Below are 20863 nucleotides of genomic sequence, written 5' to 3' on the forward strand. Positions count from 1 at the left end.
AACTGCAAGACGGGTGCTGGGGTTTTGGTAACCGTTGTGGTTATCCATTTGCGTTACAAACTTCGTTACTTTTGAGTATGAAATTCGGAACCAAAGCCATCCATGCCGGTATTGAGCCGGACCCAACGACGGGTGCTATCATGACACCCATTTATCAGACCTCGACCTATGTGCAGGAATCGCCGGGGAAGCACAAAGGGTATGAATACGCCCGCACGCAGAATCCGACCCGAACGGTGCTGCAAAATAACCTGGCCGCGCTTGAAAACGGCAAACATGGCATTTGTTATTCGTCGGGGTTAGGAGCAACCGATGCGATTCTGAAACTCTTCAAACCTGGCGACGAAATTATTGCCAGCAATGATCTGTATGGTGGTACCTACCGTATTATGGTTCGCGTATTTCAGGAATTTGGCCTGACATTCAAATTCGTGGGGCTCGATGATCCGGCCAATCTGGAAGCGGCCATTACACCGGCTACTAAAATGGTCTGGATCGAAACCCCGACCAATCCGTTGCTTCGTTTGGTCGATATTGCTGCTATTTCGGCCATCACCAAACGGCATACGATCCAACTGGTTGTGGATAATACATTTGCATCGCCCTATCTGCAAAATCCGCTCGATCTGGGAGCCGATATTGTGATGCACTCCGTGACCAAATATCTCGGTGGACATTCTGATACAGTAATGGGGGCTATCATCCTGAATGATGACGAAACGGCGCAGCGGCTGGCTTTTATTCAAAATGCCTGTGGAGCAGTGCCAGGGCCGCAGGATTGCTTTCTGGTATTACGAGGCATCAAGACGCTGCATGTTCGAATGCAACGACACTGCGAAAATGCCATGAAAGTAGCCCGTTATCTGCAACAGCACCCGAAAGTGAGTCAGGTGCATTATCCTGGCCTGGAGTCGCACGTTGGGAATGAACTGGCTAAAACGCAGATGCGCGATTTTGGTGGCATGTTATCCTTTGAACTCAAAGGCGACTCGATGCCCGAAGCCGTGCGGGTCATGGAAAGTTTCGAAGTATTCTCATTGGGCGAATCGCTGGGCGGAGTAGAGTCACTTTGCACGCATCCAGCCAGTATGACACACGCCAGTATACCGAAAGAAGAACGTGAGCGAAACGGCCTGAAAGACACCCTTATTCGGCTCAGTGTCGGAATTGAGGATGTAGATGATCTGATTCAGGATCTGGAACAGGCCATTGGTAGATTATAGATGTGACCGTAAAATCGGATGTTAGTCATATTAATGTAGTCTCATGAACGAAATATGAGAAAGCATTAACTTAACTAGCTAGCTGTATTCGTCTAATGCGCTTCATTTGTACGGTCTTACTGATTGGTTTGCTGAAATCGGCGTTTGCCCAACTGCCGAGTGGGTTTGTGGAGAAACAGGTTGCCCGTAATCTGAACCCGACAGGTCTTGCTTTTTCGCCCGATGGACGTCTTTTTGTGATAGAAAAAGACGGAAAAATTCGGGAAGTAGTAAAAGATGTACTCTCGCCCGACCCGTTTATGACGGTTACTAATATTGACGTAACCAATGAGCGGGGCCTGTCGGGGATTTGCTTTCATCCTGATTTTCCGCGAACCCCTTATTTCTATGTCTACTATACCGTAAACGGCCAGAATCATAATCGGCTAAGTCGTTTTCGGGCACCTAATGGAGTTGCAGATCCGGCCAGCGAAACCGTATTAATCGATTTTGACCCCTTACTGGCGACGCTCCATAATGCCGGGGCTATGCGATTTGGACCCGACCGAAAGCTGTATATCGCTGTTGGTGAGGGTACCAATGCCTCGGCCGCCCAGAGTCTTAACAGTTTGCTTGGTAAGGTGTTGCGTTTGAATGATGATGGCAGTATTCCAACCGATAACCCGTTTGTTGGTCAGCTGCAAGGTAAATACCAGGCTATTTATGCGCTGGGTTTACGGAACCCATTCAGTATGGACATCGACCCGGTATCCGGGCGGATTCTGGTTGGCGATGTTGGCGATGCCAGTTTTGAAGAAATCAATGAGATTCGTGCCGGGAAAAACTACGGTTGGCCGCTTATTGAAGGTCGTCGTACAAATCAGGATGCTCCTGAAAATTATGCCGATCCGCTTCAGGTATATGACCATGATACCGGCTGTGCCATAACCGGTATGGCCATTTATAACCCGCCTACGCTTCGCTTCCCGACCGATTATAAAGGCAAAGCATTTTTTGCAGATTACTGCAATGGTACCATCTACACGCTCGATCCGGCAAATGGTCAGGTCAATGGTTCGTTTGTGACAAATGTTGATCGACCTGTAGGGATAGCCACCAGCCCTGACGGATACTTGTATTATCTGGCCCGGTCTGGGCTTGGTGGGGGTACGCAGCAGGACAATACCTCAACCTGGAATGGGTCCCTACATAAAGTGTCGTTCTTCGATTCGGGTTTGCCGTATATCAGCAGCCAGTCGCCCAATGCGTTTGTGCCCGTTGGCGAATCCATTACGTTCAGCGTCAATGCCGTCGGTCAGAAACCACTGACATACAAATGGTATCAGAATGGCAAACTGATAGCCGGAGCCGATCAGAGTCAATACACCATCAGTAGTCCTACGCTCGCCAATAATGGAGCTACATTCTACTGTATCGTTTCTAATACACTTGGAGCCGACAGTTCGGATGTGATGTCGCTACGCGTTGTGCAGGCGCAGCGACCCGTAGTACGCATTCAGCAACCCATAACCAACAAAACATACCGGGCAGGTGATGTGATCACCTTCGCTGGTGATGCGGTTAGTTCAAGTCAACAACCTCTGTCTAATGCCAAGCTAACCTGGTGGATCGATTTTCATCATGACGATCACGTTCATCCGGCGCTTGACCCCGTTTCGGGCATTACGACAGGTACGTTCAAAATTCCCCGCGTGGGCGAGACGTCTACTGAAGTCTGGTATCGAATCCATCTGTTGGCAACTGATGTGTCGGGTTTGACGAACGAATCTTTTGTGGATGTGAAACCCGAAATCGCTACGGTTACCATTGCCAGTAGTGTTACTGGAGTACGCGTGTATCTGGATGGAGAGCCCCGTCAACCAGATTTATCGTTTCAATCGGTAGTGGGTATGTTGCGTAGCCTGGAAACAAAGCCGTATGCTGCTGCGTCGGAGGGGTTTTACAAATTCATAGGCTGGGGTAATGGCCAGAATGCGCCGTTAGTTACCTACGAAGTACAACCGGGTAATCCGATGCTGACGATGCAGTATCAGGCCTTACCGGCTTCGTCGGGAAATGGCTTATTGGGCGAATACTACAGTAATACCGACCAGATTGCAGGTACACCAACCTTTACCCGAACGGATGAGACGATAAATTTTGACTGGGGCGAAGGCGAACCCGCGCCCAATGTAGGTGCCGATCATTTTGTGGTGCGCTGGACAGGTAAAATCCAGGTGCCCTTCAACGATACCTACACATTTTATACCCAAACCGATGATGGCGTTCGGCTTTGGGTGAATAACAAACAGTTAATTGATAAATGGGAAGCTCAGCCGTCGATCGAATGGTTAGGAAAGCTTGATTTGGTGGCTGGACAATCATACACGATCCAGATGGATTTTCTTGAAAGCCAGGGTTACGCTACGTCAAAACTATTCTGGAGTTCGCCCCAATTTGAGAAATCGATCGTTAGCAAACCGTATCTGTTTAGCGGTAAGGTAGTAACGGGTACAACTCCTGAAGTCGAGACCGGATTAACGGTATTCCCTTCGCCAGCGCGCGAACAGATCACTGTTCGGTATAATGCCCAGATGCCGGGTATTGCTCAATTGTATGCGACGGACCTGCTGGGTCGAATGACCTACAATCGCTCTGTTCGATGTACAGCCGGTACAAATGAATATGGTGTTTCAGTAGCGGACTGGCCAGCCGGATTGTATCTGATTACATTGCACCCAACTGACCAGCCAGCCGTGCACCAGCGTTTATTGGTACGCTAATCTTAGGGTCATTTTTGGTCATTAATTGTCATAGATAACGGCCTTGATGTCGGTTTCTTAAAAATCGACATCAAGGCCGTTATTCATTGCATAGTACTAAAGGCTTCTTGTTGTGGTGTCAGATGCTCACATCTGACAGGTTAGGTTTCTCAAAACCTATTCTAACTTTTTCAATAGGTTTTAAGAAACCGACATCACGCCAAAAACCGACATCACGCCCACAGCCAATGGCAACCCAATAACTTTTCTAAAACCGTAGCCGGATACCAGCCAGAAAGTTTCGCCCGGCCTGTGGATAATAGGCGTTATCGGCATAAACCTTCCCTTCCGAGATGTAGGCATAGGTGTATCCGTTCGATTCGTACAGTTCATTCAGAACGTTGTTGAAAAGTAGCGTGAACGCCAGTTCCTTGGCAAACTTCGGCTTTAGGGTATAAATCAACCGGATATCGTTGGTGAAGTAGGGATTCAATTTCCGGTTTTCATTCGAGGTATTGTCCAGGTATTGCTTTCCGACATACTTTGATAAAAGCCCTAATTCCAGTCCTTTGGCGGGAGTGAATAAGAGTTGTGAGCCAGCGATCACATTGGGCGAAAACGAAATGTCGGTTCGGCTGTATTGACGGGCCTCCTGAAGGCCGTTGTCGTAGTTATCGAGGTATTCGGTAAAATTTTTGACCTTATTCTGGCTAAAGGTTGCGTTCACGTTCCAGCGAAGCTGCTTAGCCAGTCGGGCACCTGCTTCCAATTCCAGGCCAGCGCGGTAACTGTTGGGGATATTAACCCGGTTATAGGCACCCACATCGTTCAACTGACCCGATAAGACCAGCTGGTTTTTGTAATCCATGTAATATAGATTGGCGGTGAAGGCTAGCTGTTCAGTCTGGAGTTTGTAACCGGCTTCGTAGTCGATGAGTTGCTCGGGTTTGGGGCGGCTCGCGGGGGTCGATTGCGTATAGTCGTCGCGATTGGGTTCGCGGTGCCCAACGCCAACCGATGCATATAGCGTACTCTGGTCGTCAAGGGAATAAGTCAGGCCCGCTTTAGGATTGAAAAAAGTCAGATTGGCGTTCTGCTGGACATTCTGCAACTGACTGTTGAACCCTAAGAACGAATAGCCAACCGTTCGGACCTGCAAATCCAGGAAGCCATTGAGTCGATTGCTGAATTGGTAAAAGGCTTTCGCATACACGTTGAAGTCGGTTTTGGTAGCATCGTCATTGTAATACCGCTCCCGTATGTTCGTATTACCCGCCACCCGAGCCCAGATAATTTCGCCGTAATGACCGCCTTGATACTGGTTCCAACCCCCACCGATGTTTGCCGTCAGTTTACCATAACTATTGTAATCGAACGAGAACACCGTACCATAAAAATCATTGTCGAGCCATTTCCGGCGGATAATATCGGTCTTGGTGATGGTCGAATCGCCAATGGTTACGTTCGGCAGACCATACTTGCTGAAGCTGTCATTGGGTTTGAACTCTTCATAATACCCTTTACCCTTCGTGTAGAAAAAGGAAAGGTTAGCCCGCCAGTTTTTGCTAAGTTCATAGGAACTAATAAGCTGGTAATTATCCTGTTGATAATTGTCGGTCTGGTTATCGTACGTAAAGGCGTTATAAGTCCGATTCGTTTTCAGAATGTCCTCCGGTATACCATTCCAGGCCTGATAGGTCTGCTCCTGACCCGAAAAGGCATTGAGCCGGATAAATCCCTTTTTGCCATAATACCCACCCGACAGATAGAAGGATTTGAGGTTTGAAAAAGCCCGGTCAATGAAGCCATCGGAGTGAATGGTTGATAAACGGGCATCCACGGCAAAATGACCGTTGAGCAGCCCCGTTCCAGCCAGAACGTTCAGTTTACGAGTACCAAATGAACCTACCGATGCATTGGTTTCGGCGTATGGATTCGCTTCCAGTTTATTCGTCTGAATATTCACCGATGCCCCAAATGCTCCGGCCCCATTGGTCGATGTGCCGACGCCCCGCTGAATCTGGATACTGCTGACTGAAGAAGCAAAGTCGGGCATATCGACAAAAAACGTTCCCTGCGATTCGGCATCGTTATAGGGTATACCATTCAAGGTCACATTAACCCGCGTCGCGTCGGAGCCTCGTATGCGAATGCCTGTGTAACCAACGCCCGTTCCGGCATCGGAGGTGGTCACGATAGAAGGGGTAAAGTTGAGCAATTGTGGAATATCCTGACCCAGATTCAGTTTGTCCAGATCCCGACGGGTTACGTCGCTATAGGCAATGGCCGATTTCTGATTCGCCCGCGTCGCACTGACCACAACTTCATCGACAGCCACTGCCGTTTTGGCCAGTTTAATGTCGATAGTCGTATTCTGGCTTAGCGTTACAGTTTGCGTTTGGGATTCGTAGCCCAGCAGTGAAACTTTCACGGATACAGATCCCGGTTTCAAATTGACCAGTTGAAAATTTCCGGCTGCGTCGGTGTAGGTGCCTTTGTAGGTTCCTTCCAGAATAACGGCTGCACCTGGCAGTGTACCGCCTTCGGCATCAGCCACTTTACCCGAAATGGAAAATTGCGCCCAGGCGGGCAGATTGAGTAGCAGCAAGGCTACTAAGACAACAGAATTGGTAAGATAGGTCGTACCTTTTTTCATGACTGAAAATGGTTACGATAGGCAAGGGGCCAAACCTACCTTGTTATTGGTATGATATTTGTAAAAACACTCACAGACGTAGCCTATGAGTACATTTCCCTTCACAGCATTACCTGCGCAGGTTCAATGGGTATAATCTCAGCCCGTTCGTTAGGGCACCCCTAGAAGATTAGCACGGCAAAGTTATTTAATTGTGAACAAAACAAGATGCAATGTCGAGCGTTTCTTTTTCTGAACCAGTATATGAGTCTATGAGTGAGTATGATTTGGTCGTACTTCAGGAAGAGATTGCAGAGGGACGCCTGAAGGCCGGAGATGTCGGAACTATTTTAACCGTTTATAATGGCGGTAAAGCCTACGAAGTTGAATTTGTGACACTTACGGGTGAATCTGTGGCAGTAGAGACCCTATTACCGCATCAAATTCGGGAAGTGCGTTCGTCGGAGGTTATGTCTGTACGTGATATTGAGTTACAAAACGGACTGGATTCGTAAAGTTTTGATAGTTACCCTTTTTCATAATGGTAAATATTCCTAATTTTGCAGTCCAAATTGCAAAAGCATGAGCAAAAAGAATAGCGGACTGGAGTTTTTGGAAGATCCAGACGCACTAGCTGGTCAGTTAGAACGGGCCGAAGACTTTTTTGAACAGAACCGGAACATCGTGTTTGGGGTACTGGGCGGTATTTTGTTGCTGGTGGTTGGTTACTTCGGTTATCGCTACTATATCAGCGAGCAGGATGATACAGCCCAGGTCGAAATGTTCCCATCGGTTTATCAACTCGAAGCTGATTCGACCAAGAAAGCACTGAATGGCGATGGTAAAAGCCCTGGCCTGTTGGCTGTGGCAAGCAATTACGGCTCTACATCAGCTGGCAATCTGGCCGAGTTTTATTCGGGTATTGCCTTGTTGAAACAGGGTAAGTATGATGATGCCATCGAACATCTGAAAGCATTCAGCTCATCTGATCTGTTAGTTCAGGCGCGGGCCTATGCACTGACTGGTGACGCTTATATGGAAAAGAAAAGTTTCGACGAGGCCGCTGACTACTACCGGAAAGCCGCTGATTACAAGTCGAATAAATACTTTACGCCTGGTTACCTGATGAAATTAGCTGTTGCTTACGAACAGGCTAAACAGAACGATAAGGCCATTGACACGTACAACGAAATTATTGAGAAGTATGCTCAGTCCGCCGAAGCAGGTAGTGCTAAAAAGTACAAATCCGTACTGGAAGCTACCGTCGGTGAGTCGTAAGCGTACTTGATCCAATCAATACAGCAAAGGACAAAGCCGAAGCCGGTTTTGTCCTTTTTTATTGTCCGAACCGCTCCGGCGGCCCGGCGGGATTACGTAGATCAAGGATGTACACGATTTTGTTTCTAGTTGGTTTTAGAGGCAGGTTAGTATATCTTTTTGACCGATAAAAATCCGATTCAAACAATATTCAGAAAATCCATTAATCAGTTAAATCCCGCCGGGTTGCCGGTGCAATTCAGAATGGCCACTGCTGCAAAAAGTCTTAGTGTATTTTCGACCAACGACCTACCCGATGTTAGTGAACGCCGGTTTGCGATACTGGTTTCCGAATGGAACAGTGAAGTGACCGAAGCTTTGTTTGAAGGGGCTCATCAAACGTTGTTGCAATACGGAGCTAAAGCCGAGAACGTTATTCGAGGGAATGTACCCGGCAGTTATGAGCTAACGCTGGGAGCGCAATGGTTTGCCCAGCGCGACGATATTGACGCCGTTATTGCTCTTGGCTGCGTGATTCAGGGAGAAACCAAGCATAACGATTACATCAACCACGCTGTAGCCCAGGGGTTAACTAACGTTGGTCTGAAAACTGGAAAGCCTGTTATTTTCGGTGTTCTGACCCCCAATGATCAACAGCAGGCGCTTGACCGGGCAGGTGGTAAACACGGCAACAAAGGCGACGAAGCCGCTATCACCGCCATCAAAATGATCGGATTACAAGAACAGGTTTATAGCAAGTTTTAAAGAGTGAAAGAGTGAATGAGTGAAAGAGCGATTTTATGCTCTCAACTTGTTCGCTCTTTCACTCATTCACTCTTTCACTAATTAAAAATGCACGTCTGGAAATTTGGCGGCACGTCGGTTGGGAAACCGGAACGTATGCAGTCTATCCGCCAACTGGTTACTGAAGATAGCACCCGAAAAATTGTCGTGCTATCGGCTTTGTCGGGCACAACGAATGCCCTGTTAGCTATTGGAGAATCGTTGAAAGTAAACAACGACGCCGATGCAAACGCCAAAATCGATACGCTCAAGGCGCACTACGACGGTTTTATTGCCGAACTGTATAAGACCGAGCAGGGCAAAGCAGCCGGACAGAAAATTATTGATAACGAATTTGCCTTTATCCGGTCGCTGACCCGAATCAAACCGTTTACGCTCAAACAGGAAAAAGAACTTGTAGCTGAAGGTGAACTGCTGAGTACCCAAATGTTCCAGGCCTATCTGGACGAAGAAAACGTAGCTTCCACGCTACTGCCTGCACTGGAGTTTATGCGGATCGATGCGGATAATGAGCCTGAGATTGCGTTCACAGAGCAGACATTGGCCGAGATGCTGCCACAGCATACCGATAAGCACATCATTGTTACGCAGGGCTTTATCTGTCGAAACCCAAGGGGTGAAGTCGATAACCTCAAGCGTGGAGGTTCGGATTACACGGCTTCGCTGATCGGTGGTGCTATCCGGGCCGAAGAAATCCAGATCTGGACCGACATCGACGGGATGCACAACAACGATCCGCGCATTGTTAAAAACACGTTCCCCGTTCGGGAACTGACGTTCGACGAAGCGGCTGAGCTGGCGTATTTCGGTGCTAAAATTCTGCATCCGTCAACCATTACGCCCGCCCGTATGTTTGGCGTACCCGTGCGGTTGAAAAATACCATGGATCCCAGTGCGCCCGGTACTCTCATTGCCGACCGCACCAGCGATCAGGTGTTTAAAGCAATTGCTGCTAAAGACGGTATTACGGCATTGTACATCCACTCGACCCGTATGCTGAACGCCTATGGTTTTCTGCGCCGGATTTTTGAGATCTTCGAGAAGTATAAAACGCCGGTTGATATGATTACGACCTCCGAAGTTTCGGTGTCCGTTACAATCGACAACACCGAGCGAATCGAAGATATCAAAGCTGAACTCAGTGCATTCTGTACCTTAGAAGAGCCCGATTACGATCAGACGATTATCTGTATTGTAGGGAACTTCAGTGCTGATAATGAAGGAGTAGCTGTCCGGGTATTTAACGCCATGAAAAACATCCCGATTCGGATGATTTCGTATGGCGGTACGGAAAGTAATCTATCGCTACTAGTTCATGGCAAATACAAAGCCGATGCACTGAATGCACTAAACGACGGCTTGTTTTCGGCATAAGGGTTGCCGAAAAACCTGATAGGTCTCTCTAATGTGAATTTCATAGCCGTAATTAAACGTATTATCGCAAAAGCTAATGCTTCAATTACCCTTTATCCGTGAGAATAAGGAAGCTGTACTAACAGGTCTTCATAAACGGCATTTCGCGAATGCCGAAGCCACAATTGATCAGGTATTAACCCTTGATCAGCAACGGCGGGATACACAACGTGAACTTGATGACACCCTGGCGCAGTCAAACGCCAAAGCTGGTCAGATTGGCGCCTTGATGAAGGCGGGCGACAAAGCCGCTGCTGATGCCGCTAAAGCGGAAACCGCCGAATTGAAAGTCCGTTCGAAAGACTTGGGGGAAACGCTGCGTCAGATCGAAATCGATTTGCAGGCTGTTCTGGTAACGATCCCAAATATTCCACATAGCAGCGTTCCTGAAGGCCGCTCGGCCGATGATAACGAAGTTGTACTGGAAAATGGCGAGAAACCGTCGCTTTATGAAGGAGCGCAACCGCACTGGGAGCTGATTAAAAAGTACGACATCATCGACTTCGAGCTGGGGGTTAAAATTTCGGGCGCTGGTTTTCCGGTTTATAAAGGCAAGGGCGCGCGTATTCAGCGGGCATTGATCAACTTCTTCCTCGACGAAGCGTTGAAAGCCGGCTATCTGGAAGTGCAACCGCCTATTGTTGTCAATGAAGATTCAGGCTTTGGAACGGGACAGTTGCCCGATAAAGAAGGTCAGATGTATTACGTAACGGAAGACAAACTCTATCTCATCCCGACAGCTGAAGTCCCCATTACGAATCTTTACCGTGATGTTATTTTACCTGAGGGCCAACTGCCTATTAAAAATGTGGGGTATACACCTTGTTTCCGACGGGAGGCCGGATCGTGGGGGGCACATGTACGTGGTCTGAACCGGCTACATCAGTTCGATAAAGTAGAAATCGTACGGATTGAAAAGCCAGAGAAATCCTACGCAGCACTGGAAGAGATGAGCCTCCATGTACAGGGCCTACTACAAAAGCTGGAATTACCCTATCGAGTCTTACGGCTTTGTGGGGGCGACATGGGCTTCACATCAGCATTGACGTATGATATGGAAGTGTGGTCGGCAGCCCAGCAGCGCTGGCTCGAAGTGAGTTCGGTGTCGAATTTTGAAACGTATCAGGCCAACCGGCTAAAACTGCGCTCGAAATTGGAGGGTAAGATGCAACTGATGCATACGCTCAATGGCTCTGCGTTAGCTCTGCCGCGTATTCTGGCGTCTATTCTGGAAAATAATCAGACGCCAGAAGGGGTTCGGATTCCTAACGTTCTCGTACCCTACTGCGGGTTTGAGATGATTGACTAACGGTTAACAATCACACGAGTAATTACCATAGCTGGGATAACGCGGAGACAATTTGCCCGAAACGCTCACAACGCGGTCGAGCGGAATGATTTCGCCAGTGGCCAGTTCAAGCCATTCAGCGCCATTCTCGTACGAAAGCTGTTTGATGAGTACATCGGCTTTGATAAACTCATTTAAGTCGGTCAAATACTCCAGCCGGACAAATTTGCCGGGGACAATGGCCGCCCGAAAGTCAGTGTTGGACGTTAAAAAGTCGGGGTTATTCAGGTTTGTTTCCATATCTCAATAACAATTCGGTAAAACGAAACGTGCCACAGCTTCAGAAGCTGTGGCACGTTCATTATAGCAGCAAACTCCTGCCTGTTAATCAGTATCCTACACTTTCCAACTGCTTCTGGAATTCGCGCAGAATTGTTTCTTTCATGGCAATTTTGCGTTTTTGAGTACCGATTTTGTTCAGAATCATCTTGTCTTCTGCATTGTTGGGGTCGAGCCCTTCCGCATCCTGTAGCGCGAACTGAAGGTCATTTTTCTCCCGTTTAATCAGGTACTCCATCTCCCGAATTTTGGTCCGAAGCTGCTCCGCCTTACTTTTTAATTCAAAAGCAGGGTATTTTCGGGTTAACACACGGCCTAAATAACTCAGCTCAAAAATCTTGTCACAGGCAGACCGGAACCGCTCATTCAGGACTTTATCCTGAAGTTTGAAAGGAACCTTGATTTCCTTCCAGCTATTCAACAGGACTTTAGCCCGGTCGGCAGCCGCAAAAATATCCGACTGTTTTGACAGACGCTCGGCTTCGTCGGCCATTTTCATTTGAGCCTCAATACGCGGATCGATCTTCGGCTGGATAACAATGCCCTTCGCGTCGTTATACTTCGCATAGAACATCGTCGTCGCTTTTTTGAACTGCTTATACAGTTTGCCACTTTTCTTGATAGGCACTTCGCCCACCTGTTTCCAGGCGTTGTTGAGCCGACGAACTTCCTGAAAAGCAGCATCCAGATCGCCCAGGCGATTGGCCCGGAACGCAAGCCGAATCAGTTCGTCGTATTTTTCCAGACGTTCCTGAATGACCTTGTTCTGTTCGTTGAAAAACTCGCGTCGACGTTGGAAGAAACCATCCAATAGCTCCTGGAAACGACCTTCAACCTCAGCCTCAACTGACTTATCAACCGGCCCTGTCTTGATCCATTTGGTCTTGATTTCCTGAAGAGCATCCGCCGTTGGACGCCAGTCGTTACTATCGACAATAGCTTCTGCTTCGGCGATCAAGGCTTTCTTGATGTCGTAGTTCTTACGCTGATTGACCGTAATTAGGTCGGCCAGCAGTTTCTCTTGTTCATCCAGCCGCTCAAGGAGGGGCGGGAAGTCACCTAGTGCATCAAACCCGAGGAGTTTCTTACGGAGTTGAACCAGCTTAGTCAGATAAGAGCCTTTGTTCTGCGCTTCGGCAATATCACTCTTCAACTGGCTGACTTTGTTTTCCGCAATGATGAAGCGATTTTTAAAATAATCGAGCGCTTCCTGCTCGGTCCGTTTTACTTCGCCAATCTGGCGATCTTCATAATTCAGGTAGCCTTTCAAAAATACCTTTCCGTCTTTGACGTAACCGTATTCATCTACCAGTGAAGCGTTTTCCATTACTGTGCTTGGTTAAGGCTGCGCTGTGGGTTAAATTTGAGGATTAAAGCCAACTACAAATCTATTAGAAATTAATGAGTCAGGAAACCATAATTTTCTCTATGGCTGGCGTGAGTAAAAATATTCCGCCTAACCGACAAATCCTAAAGAACATTTACCTTTCCTTTTTTTACGGTGCAAAAATTGGTGTTTTGGGCTTAAACGGCTCCGGTAAGTCGACCCTGTTGCGCATAATTGCAGGTATAGACAAAAATTATACCGGAGAAGTAGTTTTCTCGCCAGGTTATTCGGTGGGAATGCTCGAACAGGAACCAAAATTCGAATCGGGGAAAACTGTCCGTGAGGTAGTCGAAGAGGGTGTACAGGAAGTAGTCAATCTCCTGAAAGAATTTGACGAGATCAACGAAGCCTTTGCTGATCCTGATGCCGACTTCGATAAATTGCTTGCGCGACAGGGTGAAGTTCAGGAAAAACTCGACCATTACAACGCCTGGGAGCTGGACCAGAAACTCGAACGGGCTATGGATGCGCTGCGTTGTCCACCAGCCGACGCCCTGATCGACAACCTGTCGGGTGGTGAGAAGCGCCGGGTTGCACTGTGCCGTCTGTTATTACAGCAGCCCGATGTGTTACTGCTCGACGAACCGACCAACCACCTTGATGCGGAGTCGGTTCTGTGGCTCGAAGAACACCTTCGGCAATATGCGGGTACAGTGATCGCCGTTACGCACGACCGCTATTTTCTGGACAATGTAGCAGGCTGGATTCTCGAACTCGACCGGGGTGAAGGTATTCCCTGGAAAGGCAATTATTCATCCTGGCTGGAACAGAAACAAAATCGGCTGGCTCGCGAAGAAAAAACCGAATCCAAAAGACAAAAGACACTTCAGCGCGAGTTGGAGTGGGTACGGATGGCCCCTAAAGCCCGTCAGGCTAAGTCGAAAGCGCGTTTAGGGGCCTACGAAAAGCTGCTGAATGAAGATGCCAAACAGCGCGACGAAAAACTGGAAATTTTCATCCCGGCTGGCCCACGTTTAGGTGCTAAAGTGATTGAAGCTGAAGATGTTTCGAAAGCATTTGGGGAACGGCTTCTGTTCGAACATCTGGGTTTTCAGTTACCACAAGGGGGAATCGTAGGTGTTATTGGCCCGAACGGTGCCGGTAAAACGACACTATTTAAGCTCATTACCGGGCGTGATAAACCTGATACGGGTACTTTTGCCGTGGGCGAAACCGTAAAAGTAGCTTACGTAGATCAGGAACACGATGGCCTTGATCCGAATAAAACGGTTTTTGAAACCATTTCGGGTGGGAACGAATGGATTATGCTGGGTGGTAAACAAACGAACGCTCGCGCTTACGTAGGTCGTTTTAACTTTAGTGGATCTGATCAGGAAAAAAAGCTTGGAACCCTGTCGGGTGGGGAGCGCAATCGCGTACATCTGGCCGTGACCCTCAAAGAAGGCGCTAACCTGCTTTTGTTGGATGAGCCGACCAACGATCTGGATGTAAATACGTTACGGGCGTTAGAGGAAGGTCTGGAAAACTTTGCGGGTTGTGCCGTCGTGATCAGTCACGACCGCTGGTTCCTGGATCGGATTGCCACGCATATTCTGGCCTTTGAAGGTAACTCGCAAGTGTACTGGTTTGAGGGTAATTTCTCAGAATATGAAGAAAACCGTCGTAAACGTTTGGGTACTGAGGCCACGCCAACCCGCATAAAGTATAAGAAGCTGGCGTAAATTAAAAAGGGGCTACATAAAGCCCCTTTTTAATTTTATCAAAACTTCGGACAAGGTAGTTTCTTATCGCGCCGTTTTACGCCAGCTCTACGGCCTTCAGGCTTGTCGAAAATATAAGAGATCGATAGTTCGTGTGATCCCCCGCTATTACCAAGTGTTGAAATGGTTACGTCATAGCTGTAGCCAATCGAAAACTTGTCCATGCGCCAGCCAATCAGAGCGGCTACTGCATCATGATTGTTGAGCGTCTGATCATATTTTTTGAAGGGAATACCCCGGTAGTAAGCCCCGATCGTCAACGGCGAATAAGTCAGATAAGCCCCCAGGTCCAGCTGGTCGTATTTGCCCTGGTGTTTATACATGACTACGGGTGAGATACTGATTTCGCGATCCATTTCGTCGGCCAGCCCCGTGAAGCCCATCAACGGGATGCGAAGTCCGGCCTGGATACTAGCTTTAACGGGCAGCCGCTCACGACCTCCAATAAAAAATCCCTGATCGGGCCGATTGATGTGGTGTGCTGACAAACCCACCCAAAACCAATCGGAATAAAAAAGGCCACCCGTCGAGAAATCCACGTATTTTTGGGTTGGAAGTCCGCCTTGCAAAGCCGGGTCGTTGGAAACACTGCCTGTGATGAATCCACGGTCAGTGAATTGGTCGCCAGTGGTTAATCCGAAATAGTTGATGCTCCGATTGACATACGAGCCTTGTAAGCCCAGACGGACAAACGAGGCTTCGCCTACCTGAAACTGGTATGCATATTGCAACCCTATATCGGTAGATTGAATCCTTCCCTGACCCTGATTATCATTTTGAATCAAAAGACCCACGCCACTATTGTATTTTTCAAAAAAATGGTCGACCGAAACCATCGTTGTTACGTAGTTTGTAATTGCTGGCCATTGATTTCGATAATTGGCGGTAATGCGCGGAGCCAGTGCTGAACCCGCAAAGGCTGGATTCAGGTAGAGCGGAGCAGCATAAAACTGGGTAAACTGGGGGTCTTGCGCAAAGGCCGCCCGGCTCAGAGCCAGTGTCAAAATGGTCAGTATGTATTTTTTAATCATATGAGCAGAATCAGGCAAAGACTGGGCCAACTTTTTGGTTGCAACGTTATGAACGCAAATGGAGTACTAAATGATGCACACCCTATAAAATTAGTCGGATTTTAAGGGTAGTTGTGACAATCAGACGATAAAATTTTAAAGAATCATTATCGTTTATACTAACGTAATGCCCCCGCTGTTGTTATGTTGTGGGACTGAAATTGGGAAGGCGGCTATATTCAGCGTTTGTTCATGTTAAGTTTTAGCAGTACTATTCGTGTTGTCGGACTCTGGGCCTTACTATTTCTAGTAGCAGGATTGACTACGTCCTGGGCTCAGGGGTTCAAAATTAGTGGAAAGGCCTGTATTCCCGACCAGGAGTGCGGGACCGATTCCCTGACATTTACAGATACATCGGCTGTTAAAGCGACTACCCATGTCTGGAGTTTTGGCGATGGGACCACGCTTACGAAGCAGCGAGACTCGGTAGCCAAGCACGTGTATACACGACCGGGTTTCTACACAATTACCTTGACCCGAACCATTAATGGGGTAACGCAAACCAGCGAGCGGAATATCAACGTCAGTACACCTCCCCCTTCGTTTACAAACTGGCGTACCGATACAACCATCTGTAAAGGAGAAGTCATTACACTTGATCCGTATGCAGGTAGTACCCAACCGGGATTCCGCTATATCTGGTATCCTAAAGGTGATACGACCCAGTCTATTCAGGTTGATAGTTCTGGATGTTATTCGGTAGAGGCAATCAGCCCCAATGGCTGTTCGTACCAAAATCGTATCAATGTCGATGTCTGCGGTGAAAAGAAAGAATCGCAGGGGGTGAAGTGGTATTTTGGGCAGAATGCAGGGCTGGACTTTAGCGGGGGAGGAACGCCAAAACCGATCACCGATGGTAGTTTAAGTACAATAGAGGGCTCATCATCAATTGCTAATACCAAAGGCGTCTTACTTTTTTACACCGATGGCATCACCATTTATGGGAAAGATGGTAAACCGCTTAAATCGCTTGTACCAGGCGATACAAATGCGGTTCAGATACCGTTAGATGGTAGTCCTCGCTCAACTCAATCGGCTCTGATTGTTCCCAAGCCAACCTGCCGGGGTTGCGAATACCTGTACTATGTGTACACCACTTCCGAGATACGAGGCAAAAAAACATTGACGTATAGTGTGGTCGATATGCGTCAGAATGGAGGTAAAGGGGCAATTGTCGAGAAAAATATCCTGCTCTCGGGCCAGGGAACTGAGCAGGCAGCATCGGTTGAGAACAAGCGAGATTCCACCTATTGGGTAATTACCCGGATTTATGGAACCAACAAATTCGAGGTTCGACACCTGACTCGTGGCGAAAGTGCCGATCCGGTAACCTACACGGGTGGTCAGGTACTGGATTCCTTGTCGAATGCCGAAGGGTATATTAAAATTGGTCCGGCCGATACAACCAGTGGTAATGAAGGTAATCGACCCATGGCAGTTGTGATTCCGGGACCTCCCAAAAACTCTGTTGAAATTTACACATTCAACGATTCGACGGGCGTGCTGAAATACGAACGAACGATCGATCTGGGTGCTGCGCCACCGAAAGCCTACGGGGCTGAGTTCTCGCCCGATGGAAAGAGCCTGTATGTAACAATGCTGGCCGATACCAATTCAAATGGGAGTCAGAAGGGGGCATCCTATATTCTGAAATATGATCTGACACAAGCGGACTCTCTGGTCTCAAAGTCGAAAACGGTTGTCGATAGTAGTACAACCAGACAATACGGGTCCATACAGATTGGGCCCGACGGACGAATTTATGTGGCTGTAAAGGGAAGCAACTCATTGGCAACCATCGAGAATCCAAATGGCGGTTTGCTCGATAGCCTGATCTTCAACCCAAACGGGCAGTCGTTGGGAGGTAAAACCAGCCAGCTGGGATTGCCAAACCTGGTAGCGAATTTTAATGATCAATCGAGTGGGCCGGGGCTTACCTATGCCGATACCTGTGTCAATGCGCCAACGGTTTTTACCATAGGACCTAACTGCCCTAAGCTAAAAGAAGCCTATACCCTCGATTTTGGCGATGGAAGTCGTCCTTATTCAACAACCTCGGCTCAGCCTGTTACACATGGCTACGCGAAACCAGGGGTCTATTATCCAACGCTTAGGATTATTACCCGAACAAGCTCAGGTGGTATCTGTAAAGACACCCTTATAAAAGATACTCTCACTATTTTAGAAACACCACCCGACATAAATCTGGGTGCCAATACGGCGATTTGTAATAAGAAAGGCATTACGCTGGATATAAAAGTACAGGCAAAAGTGTATGTCTGGCTAGTGAATGGGGCGGTTGCGAGCAGGCAAAAGACCATCACTCTTGATCGGCCCGGTTATTACATTGTAGTGGGGCTGGCTGCCAACGGCGAATGTTTTAAAAGTGATACCATTGAGGTCCAGATCAAGCCTACACCCTCACTTGATTTAGGGCCCGATACGGTATTCTGTTATCGGTCCAGCGTGTCTATACGAGTCCCCCAGCAAACATGGACTCAGTTTCAATGGAGTAATGGAGAAACGACCCGCTCAATTAATGTAACAAAAGCAGGTACGTATACGGTTACAGCCCAGTCGACGGTAAATGGAACCACTTGCGAAAACTCAGATACCATTCGCGTGGCCGAATTGCCCAAACTGCGCATGGCCGCTAACCTGACTGGCCCCACTGCCTGTACATCGGCCGATGGAGCCATCCGAGTGACAACAAACCCAGCCGGTACGTACGAGTATAGCTGGACCCGTGCGGATGGAAGTATTCTTACCGGGGTGGGTAGTCAGCAACTAAGCCTTACTGAAGGCGGGTATGCCGTAAGTGTATCCGATACATTGCACGACTGCAAAGCCGATACCTCATTCATATTGAAGTCGCCCCAGAATCAACTCGCTATTAATCCATTGATAAAAGATGCTTTGTGTAGCATCCCGAACAGTGGAACCATTAGTATAACGGTTACGGGAGGAACAGCTGCCAGCTATAGTTGGTATGGGCCAAACAACACGGTCATTGCTACATCACCTGTGCTGAGTCAGGTATCGCCTGGACTTTACAAGGTCCAGATCGTAGATGACAAGGGCTGTAAAGCTTTGAAAGATAGCATTAAGGTCGGGCTGGATAGTACTGGATTTGCCCGATTAGGCCCTGATACACTCAAGTGTAATGGCCTTACGGTTGTTCTGGCTCCACTATCGGGCGATATTCCCGGAAATGTATATCAGTGGAGTACCGGAGCAACTAGCCCAAGCATTACCGTCGCCCAGCCGGGTTCGTATAGCGTAACCGTTCGAAATACCCAGTCGGGTTGCGTAGGGCGAAGTAGTATTCGAGTCGGTGAGCGGCCACCGCCACCTTTCTCACTTACCCAACAGGCTTCGCTTTGTGAAGGTGATCAGGGTAGGGCTACGCTTACGGCTGGTGGAGCTGCAGGATTAAGGTTCCTGTGGGTAAATCGAAACGATACGACCCGCTCTATTCTTGTAGACCGCGCAGGTGATTATCAGGTCAAAGTGACTGATCCACTAGGCTGTACGGCAATAGGCTCAACACGAGTGCTTAACCTATGCGAGCCTCGGGTCAATATTCCAGATGCCTTTACGCCCAACAATGATGGGGTGAATGATGTGCTGCAAATATTCACAGCATATGTTACCGATTATGAATTCCGAATTTATAATCGCTGGGGTGAAGTGATTTTTGCCAGCAATAACCCGGAGCAGAAATGGGATGGAACTTACCATGGCTCTACCTATCCATCCATGCTTTATCCGTATGTAGTGACCTATAAAAGTGAGTCATTTCCAGAGCGCGGACGGGTCACAAAAAGAGGGTCGGTATTGCTCATTCGGTAGCGGTTTTCTCCGGTTTTTTTCGTATATTTGACATAAACGACCCGGTCATAATTAGCTGTTCAGGCTATCAAAAATGGCCGGGTCTGTATGTATCAAAACCATGCGAAACGACTTTTTGAAAGGTTCGGCCGATGGCATGACCGCTACTGACAAAGAAATTGAACGCGCACTCCGACCACTCTCGTTCGAGGATTTTACGGGCCAGGAAAAAGTGCTTGAAAACCTTGAAGTGTTTGTTCGGGCCGCTATGCAACGGGGCGAGGCACTCGACCATGTATTGCTTCATGGCCCCCCCGGCCTGGGCAAAACAACGCTGTCGCATATTATTGCCAACGAACTTAATGCCAACATAAAAATGACCTCCGGGCCTGTGTTGGACAAACCCAGCGATTTGGCAGGCCTGCTGACGAATCTTCAACCCAACGACGTTTTGTTCATTGACGAAATTCACCGGCTCAACCCGATTGTGGAAGAGTACCTCTATTCGGCAATGGAGGATTATAAAATTGATATCATGCTCGATTCCGGCCCGAACGCCCGGAGCGTTCAGATCAAGCTAAATCCATTTACCTTGATTGGTGCCACCACCCGTGCTGGTATGCTTACTTCTCCATTGCGGGCTCGCTTTGGCATTAGCTGTCGGTTAGAGTATTACGATGCAAAGCTATTAACCACCATTGTTCAACGGTCAGCGGCTATTCTAGGAACGCCTATCGATGAATCAGGTGCGTTTGAGATTGCCCGTCGGAGCCGGGGCACACCACGGATTGCTAATAACTTGCTACGTCGTACCCGCGATTTTGCTCAGGTAAAAGGCAATGGGTATATAAATGTCGCTATTGCTGAAATAGCCCTGAGTGCGCTGGATGTGGATCAGAATGGATTAGACGATATGGACAACCGAATTCTGATGACAATCATCGATAAGTTCAAGGGTGGGCCGGTAGGTATTACGACCATTGCTACTGCCTGTGGCGAAGAGGCTGAAACGATTGAGGAGGTCTATGAGCCCTTTCTGATTCAGGAAGGTTTTCTGAAACGTACATCTCGCGGACGGGAGGCAACCGAGAAAGCTTACCGTCACCTGGGTATTATTCCCAATTTTCGAACCGGAGAGTTGTTCGGATAGTCAG

General features: G+C 48.2%; 14 protein-coding genes and 1 riboswitch. Of the genes, 10 read left to right on the top strand and 4 right to left on the bottom strand.

The annotated features are described in order from the left end of the window. Positions 1 to 77: 77 nt before the first annotated feature. Positions 78 to 1223 (top strand): cystathionine gamma-synthase, encoded by a 1146-nt coding sequence (locus BGO59_RS34390; protein WP_293691907.1) that lies wholly within the window; start codon positions 78 to 80, stop codon positions 1221 to 1223. Positions 1224 to 1318: 95 nt separating this feature from the next. After that, positions 1319 to 3985, top strand: coding sequence for a PQQ-dependent sugar dehydrogenase (locus BGO59_RS34395; protein WP_293691909.1), 2667 nt, complete (start codon positions 1319 to 1321; stop codon positions 3983 to 3985). Between the two features lie 247 nt (positions 3986 to 4232). Here BGO59_RS34395 and BGO59_RS34400 read toward each other — a convergent pair whose 3' ends face one another. After that, a complete protein-coding gene (locus BGO59_RS34400) occupies positions 4233 to 6620 on the bottom strand; it encodes a TonB-dependent receptor (protein WP_293691910.1) in 2388 nt (795 codons plus the stop codon). Between the two features lie 79 nt (positions 6621 to 6699). Then, positions 6700 to 6793: riboswitch (TPP riboswitch) on the bottom strand. A 78-nt stretch (positions 6794 to 6871) separates the two neighbouring features. Here BGO59_RS34400 and BGO59_RS34405 point away from each other — a divergent pair. From BGO59_RS34405 to serS, 5 genes are all read left to right on the top strand, one after another. Continuing rightward, positions 6872 to 7114 (top strand): DUF4926 domain-containing protein, encoded by a 243-nt coding sequence (locus tag BGO59_RS34405; protein WP_020596309.1) that lies wholly within the window; start codon positions 6872 to 6874, stop codon positions 7112 to 7114. Between the two features lie 67 nt (positions 7115 to 7181). Further along, positions 7182 to 7877: a tetratricopeptide repeat protein gene (locus tag BGO59_RS34410; protein WP_293691912.1), complete on the top strand. Its 696-nt coding sequence runs from the start codon at positions 7182 to 7184 to the stop codon at positions 7875 to 7877. A gap of 243 nt (positions 7878 to 8120) precedes the next feature. Continuing rightward, on the top strand, positions 8121 to 8621 hold the full coding sequence (gene ribH / locus BGO59_RS34415; RefSeq protein WP_293691914.1) for a 6,7-dimethyl-8-ribityllumazine synthase: 501 nt from the start codon (positions 8121 to 8123) through the stop codon (positions 8619 to 8621). An 87-nt stretch (positions 8622 to 8708) separates the two neighbouring features. Further along, positions 8709 to 10034, top strand: a complete 1326-nt coding sequence (locus BGO59_RS34420) for an aspartate kinase (RefSeq protein WP_293691916.1) — start codon at positions 8709 to 8711, stop codon at positions 10032 to 10034. Between the two features lie 76 nt (positions 10035 to 10110). Next, positions 10111 to 11382, top strand: coding sequence for a serine--tRNA ligase (gene serS, locus BGO59_RS34425; RefSeq protein ID WP_293691918.1), 1272 nt, complete (start codon positions 10111 to 10113; stop codon positions 11380 to 11382). Between the two features lie 3 nt (positions 11383 to 11385). On the opposite strand, the gene BGO59_RS34430 is transcribed toward serS, so the two are convergent. Both BGO59_RS34430 and BGO59_RS34435 read right to left on the bottom strand, forming a co-directional pair. Continuing rightward, on the bottom strand, positions 11386 to 11661 hold the full coding sequence (locus BGO59_RS34430) for a hypothetical protein (RefSeq protein WP_293691919.1): 276 nt from the start codon (positions 11659 to 11661) through the stop codon (positions 11386 to 11388). 88 nt (positions 11662 to 11749) lie between these two features. Beyond that, positions 11750 to 13027, bottom strand: a complete 1278-nt coding sequence (locus BGO59_RS34435) for a DUF349 domain-containing protein (RefSeq protein WP_293691920.1) — start codon at positions 13025 to 13027, stop codon at positions 11750 to 11752. A 74-nt stretch (positions 13028 to 13101) separates the two neighbouring features. On the opposite strand from BGO59_RS34435, the gene ettA reads away from it, so the two are divergent. After that, positions 13102 to 14769, top strand: a complete 1668-nt coding sequence (gene ettA, locus BGO59_RS34440; RefSeq protein ID WP_293691922.1) for an energy-dependent translational throttle protein EttA — start codon at positions 13102 to 13104, stop codon at positions 14767 to 14769. A gap of 38 nt (positions 14770 to 14807) precedes the next feature. Here ettA and BGO59_RS34445 read toward each other — a convergent pair whose 3' ends face one another. Continuing rightward, positions 14808 to 15839, bottom strand: a complete 1032-nt coding sequence (locus BGO59_RS34445) for a type IX secretion system membrane protein PorP/SprF (RefSeq protein WP_293692204.1) — start codon at positions 15837 to 15839, stop codon at positions 14808 to 14810. 231 nt (positions 15840 to 16070) lie between these two features. Here BGO59_RS34445 and BGO59_RS34450 point away from each other — a divergent pair, with 231 nt between their 5' ends. Next, positions 16071 to 19730 carry a gliding motility-associated C-terminal domain-containing protein gene (locus tag BGO59_RS34450; RefSeq protein WP_293691924.1) on the top strand — a complete coding sequence of 1220 codons (3660 nt, stop codon included), beginning with the start codon at positions 16071 to 16073 and terminating at the stop codon, positions 19728 to 19730. 100 nt (positions 19731 to 19830) lie between these two features. Next, positions 19831 to 20859, top strand: coding sequence for a Holliday junction branch migration DNA helicase RuvB (gene ruvB, locus BGO59_RS34455; protein WP_293691926.1), 1029 nt, complete (start codon positions 19831 to 19833; stop codon positions 20857 to 20859). Positions 20860 to 20863 lie beyond the last annotated feature (4 nt).

Origin of the sequence: Spirosoma sp. 48-14, from assembly GCF_001898575.1 — a bacterium.
Classification (GTDB): domain Bacteria; phylum Bacteroidota; class Bacteroidia; order Cytophagales; family Spirosomataceae; genus Spirosoma.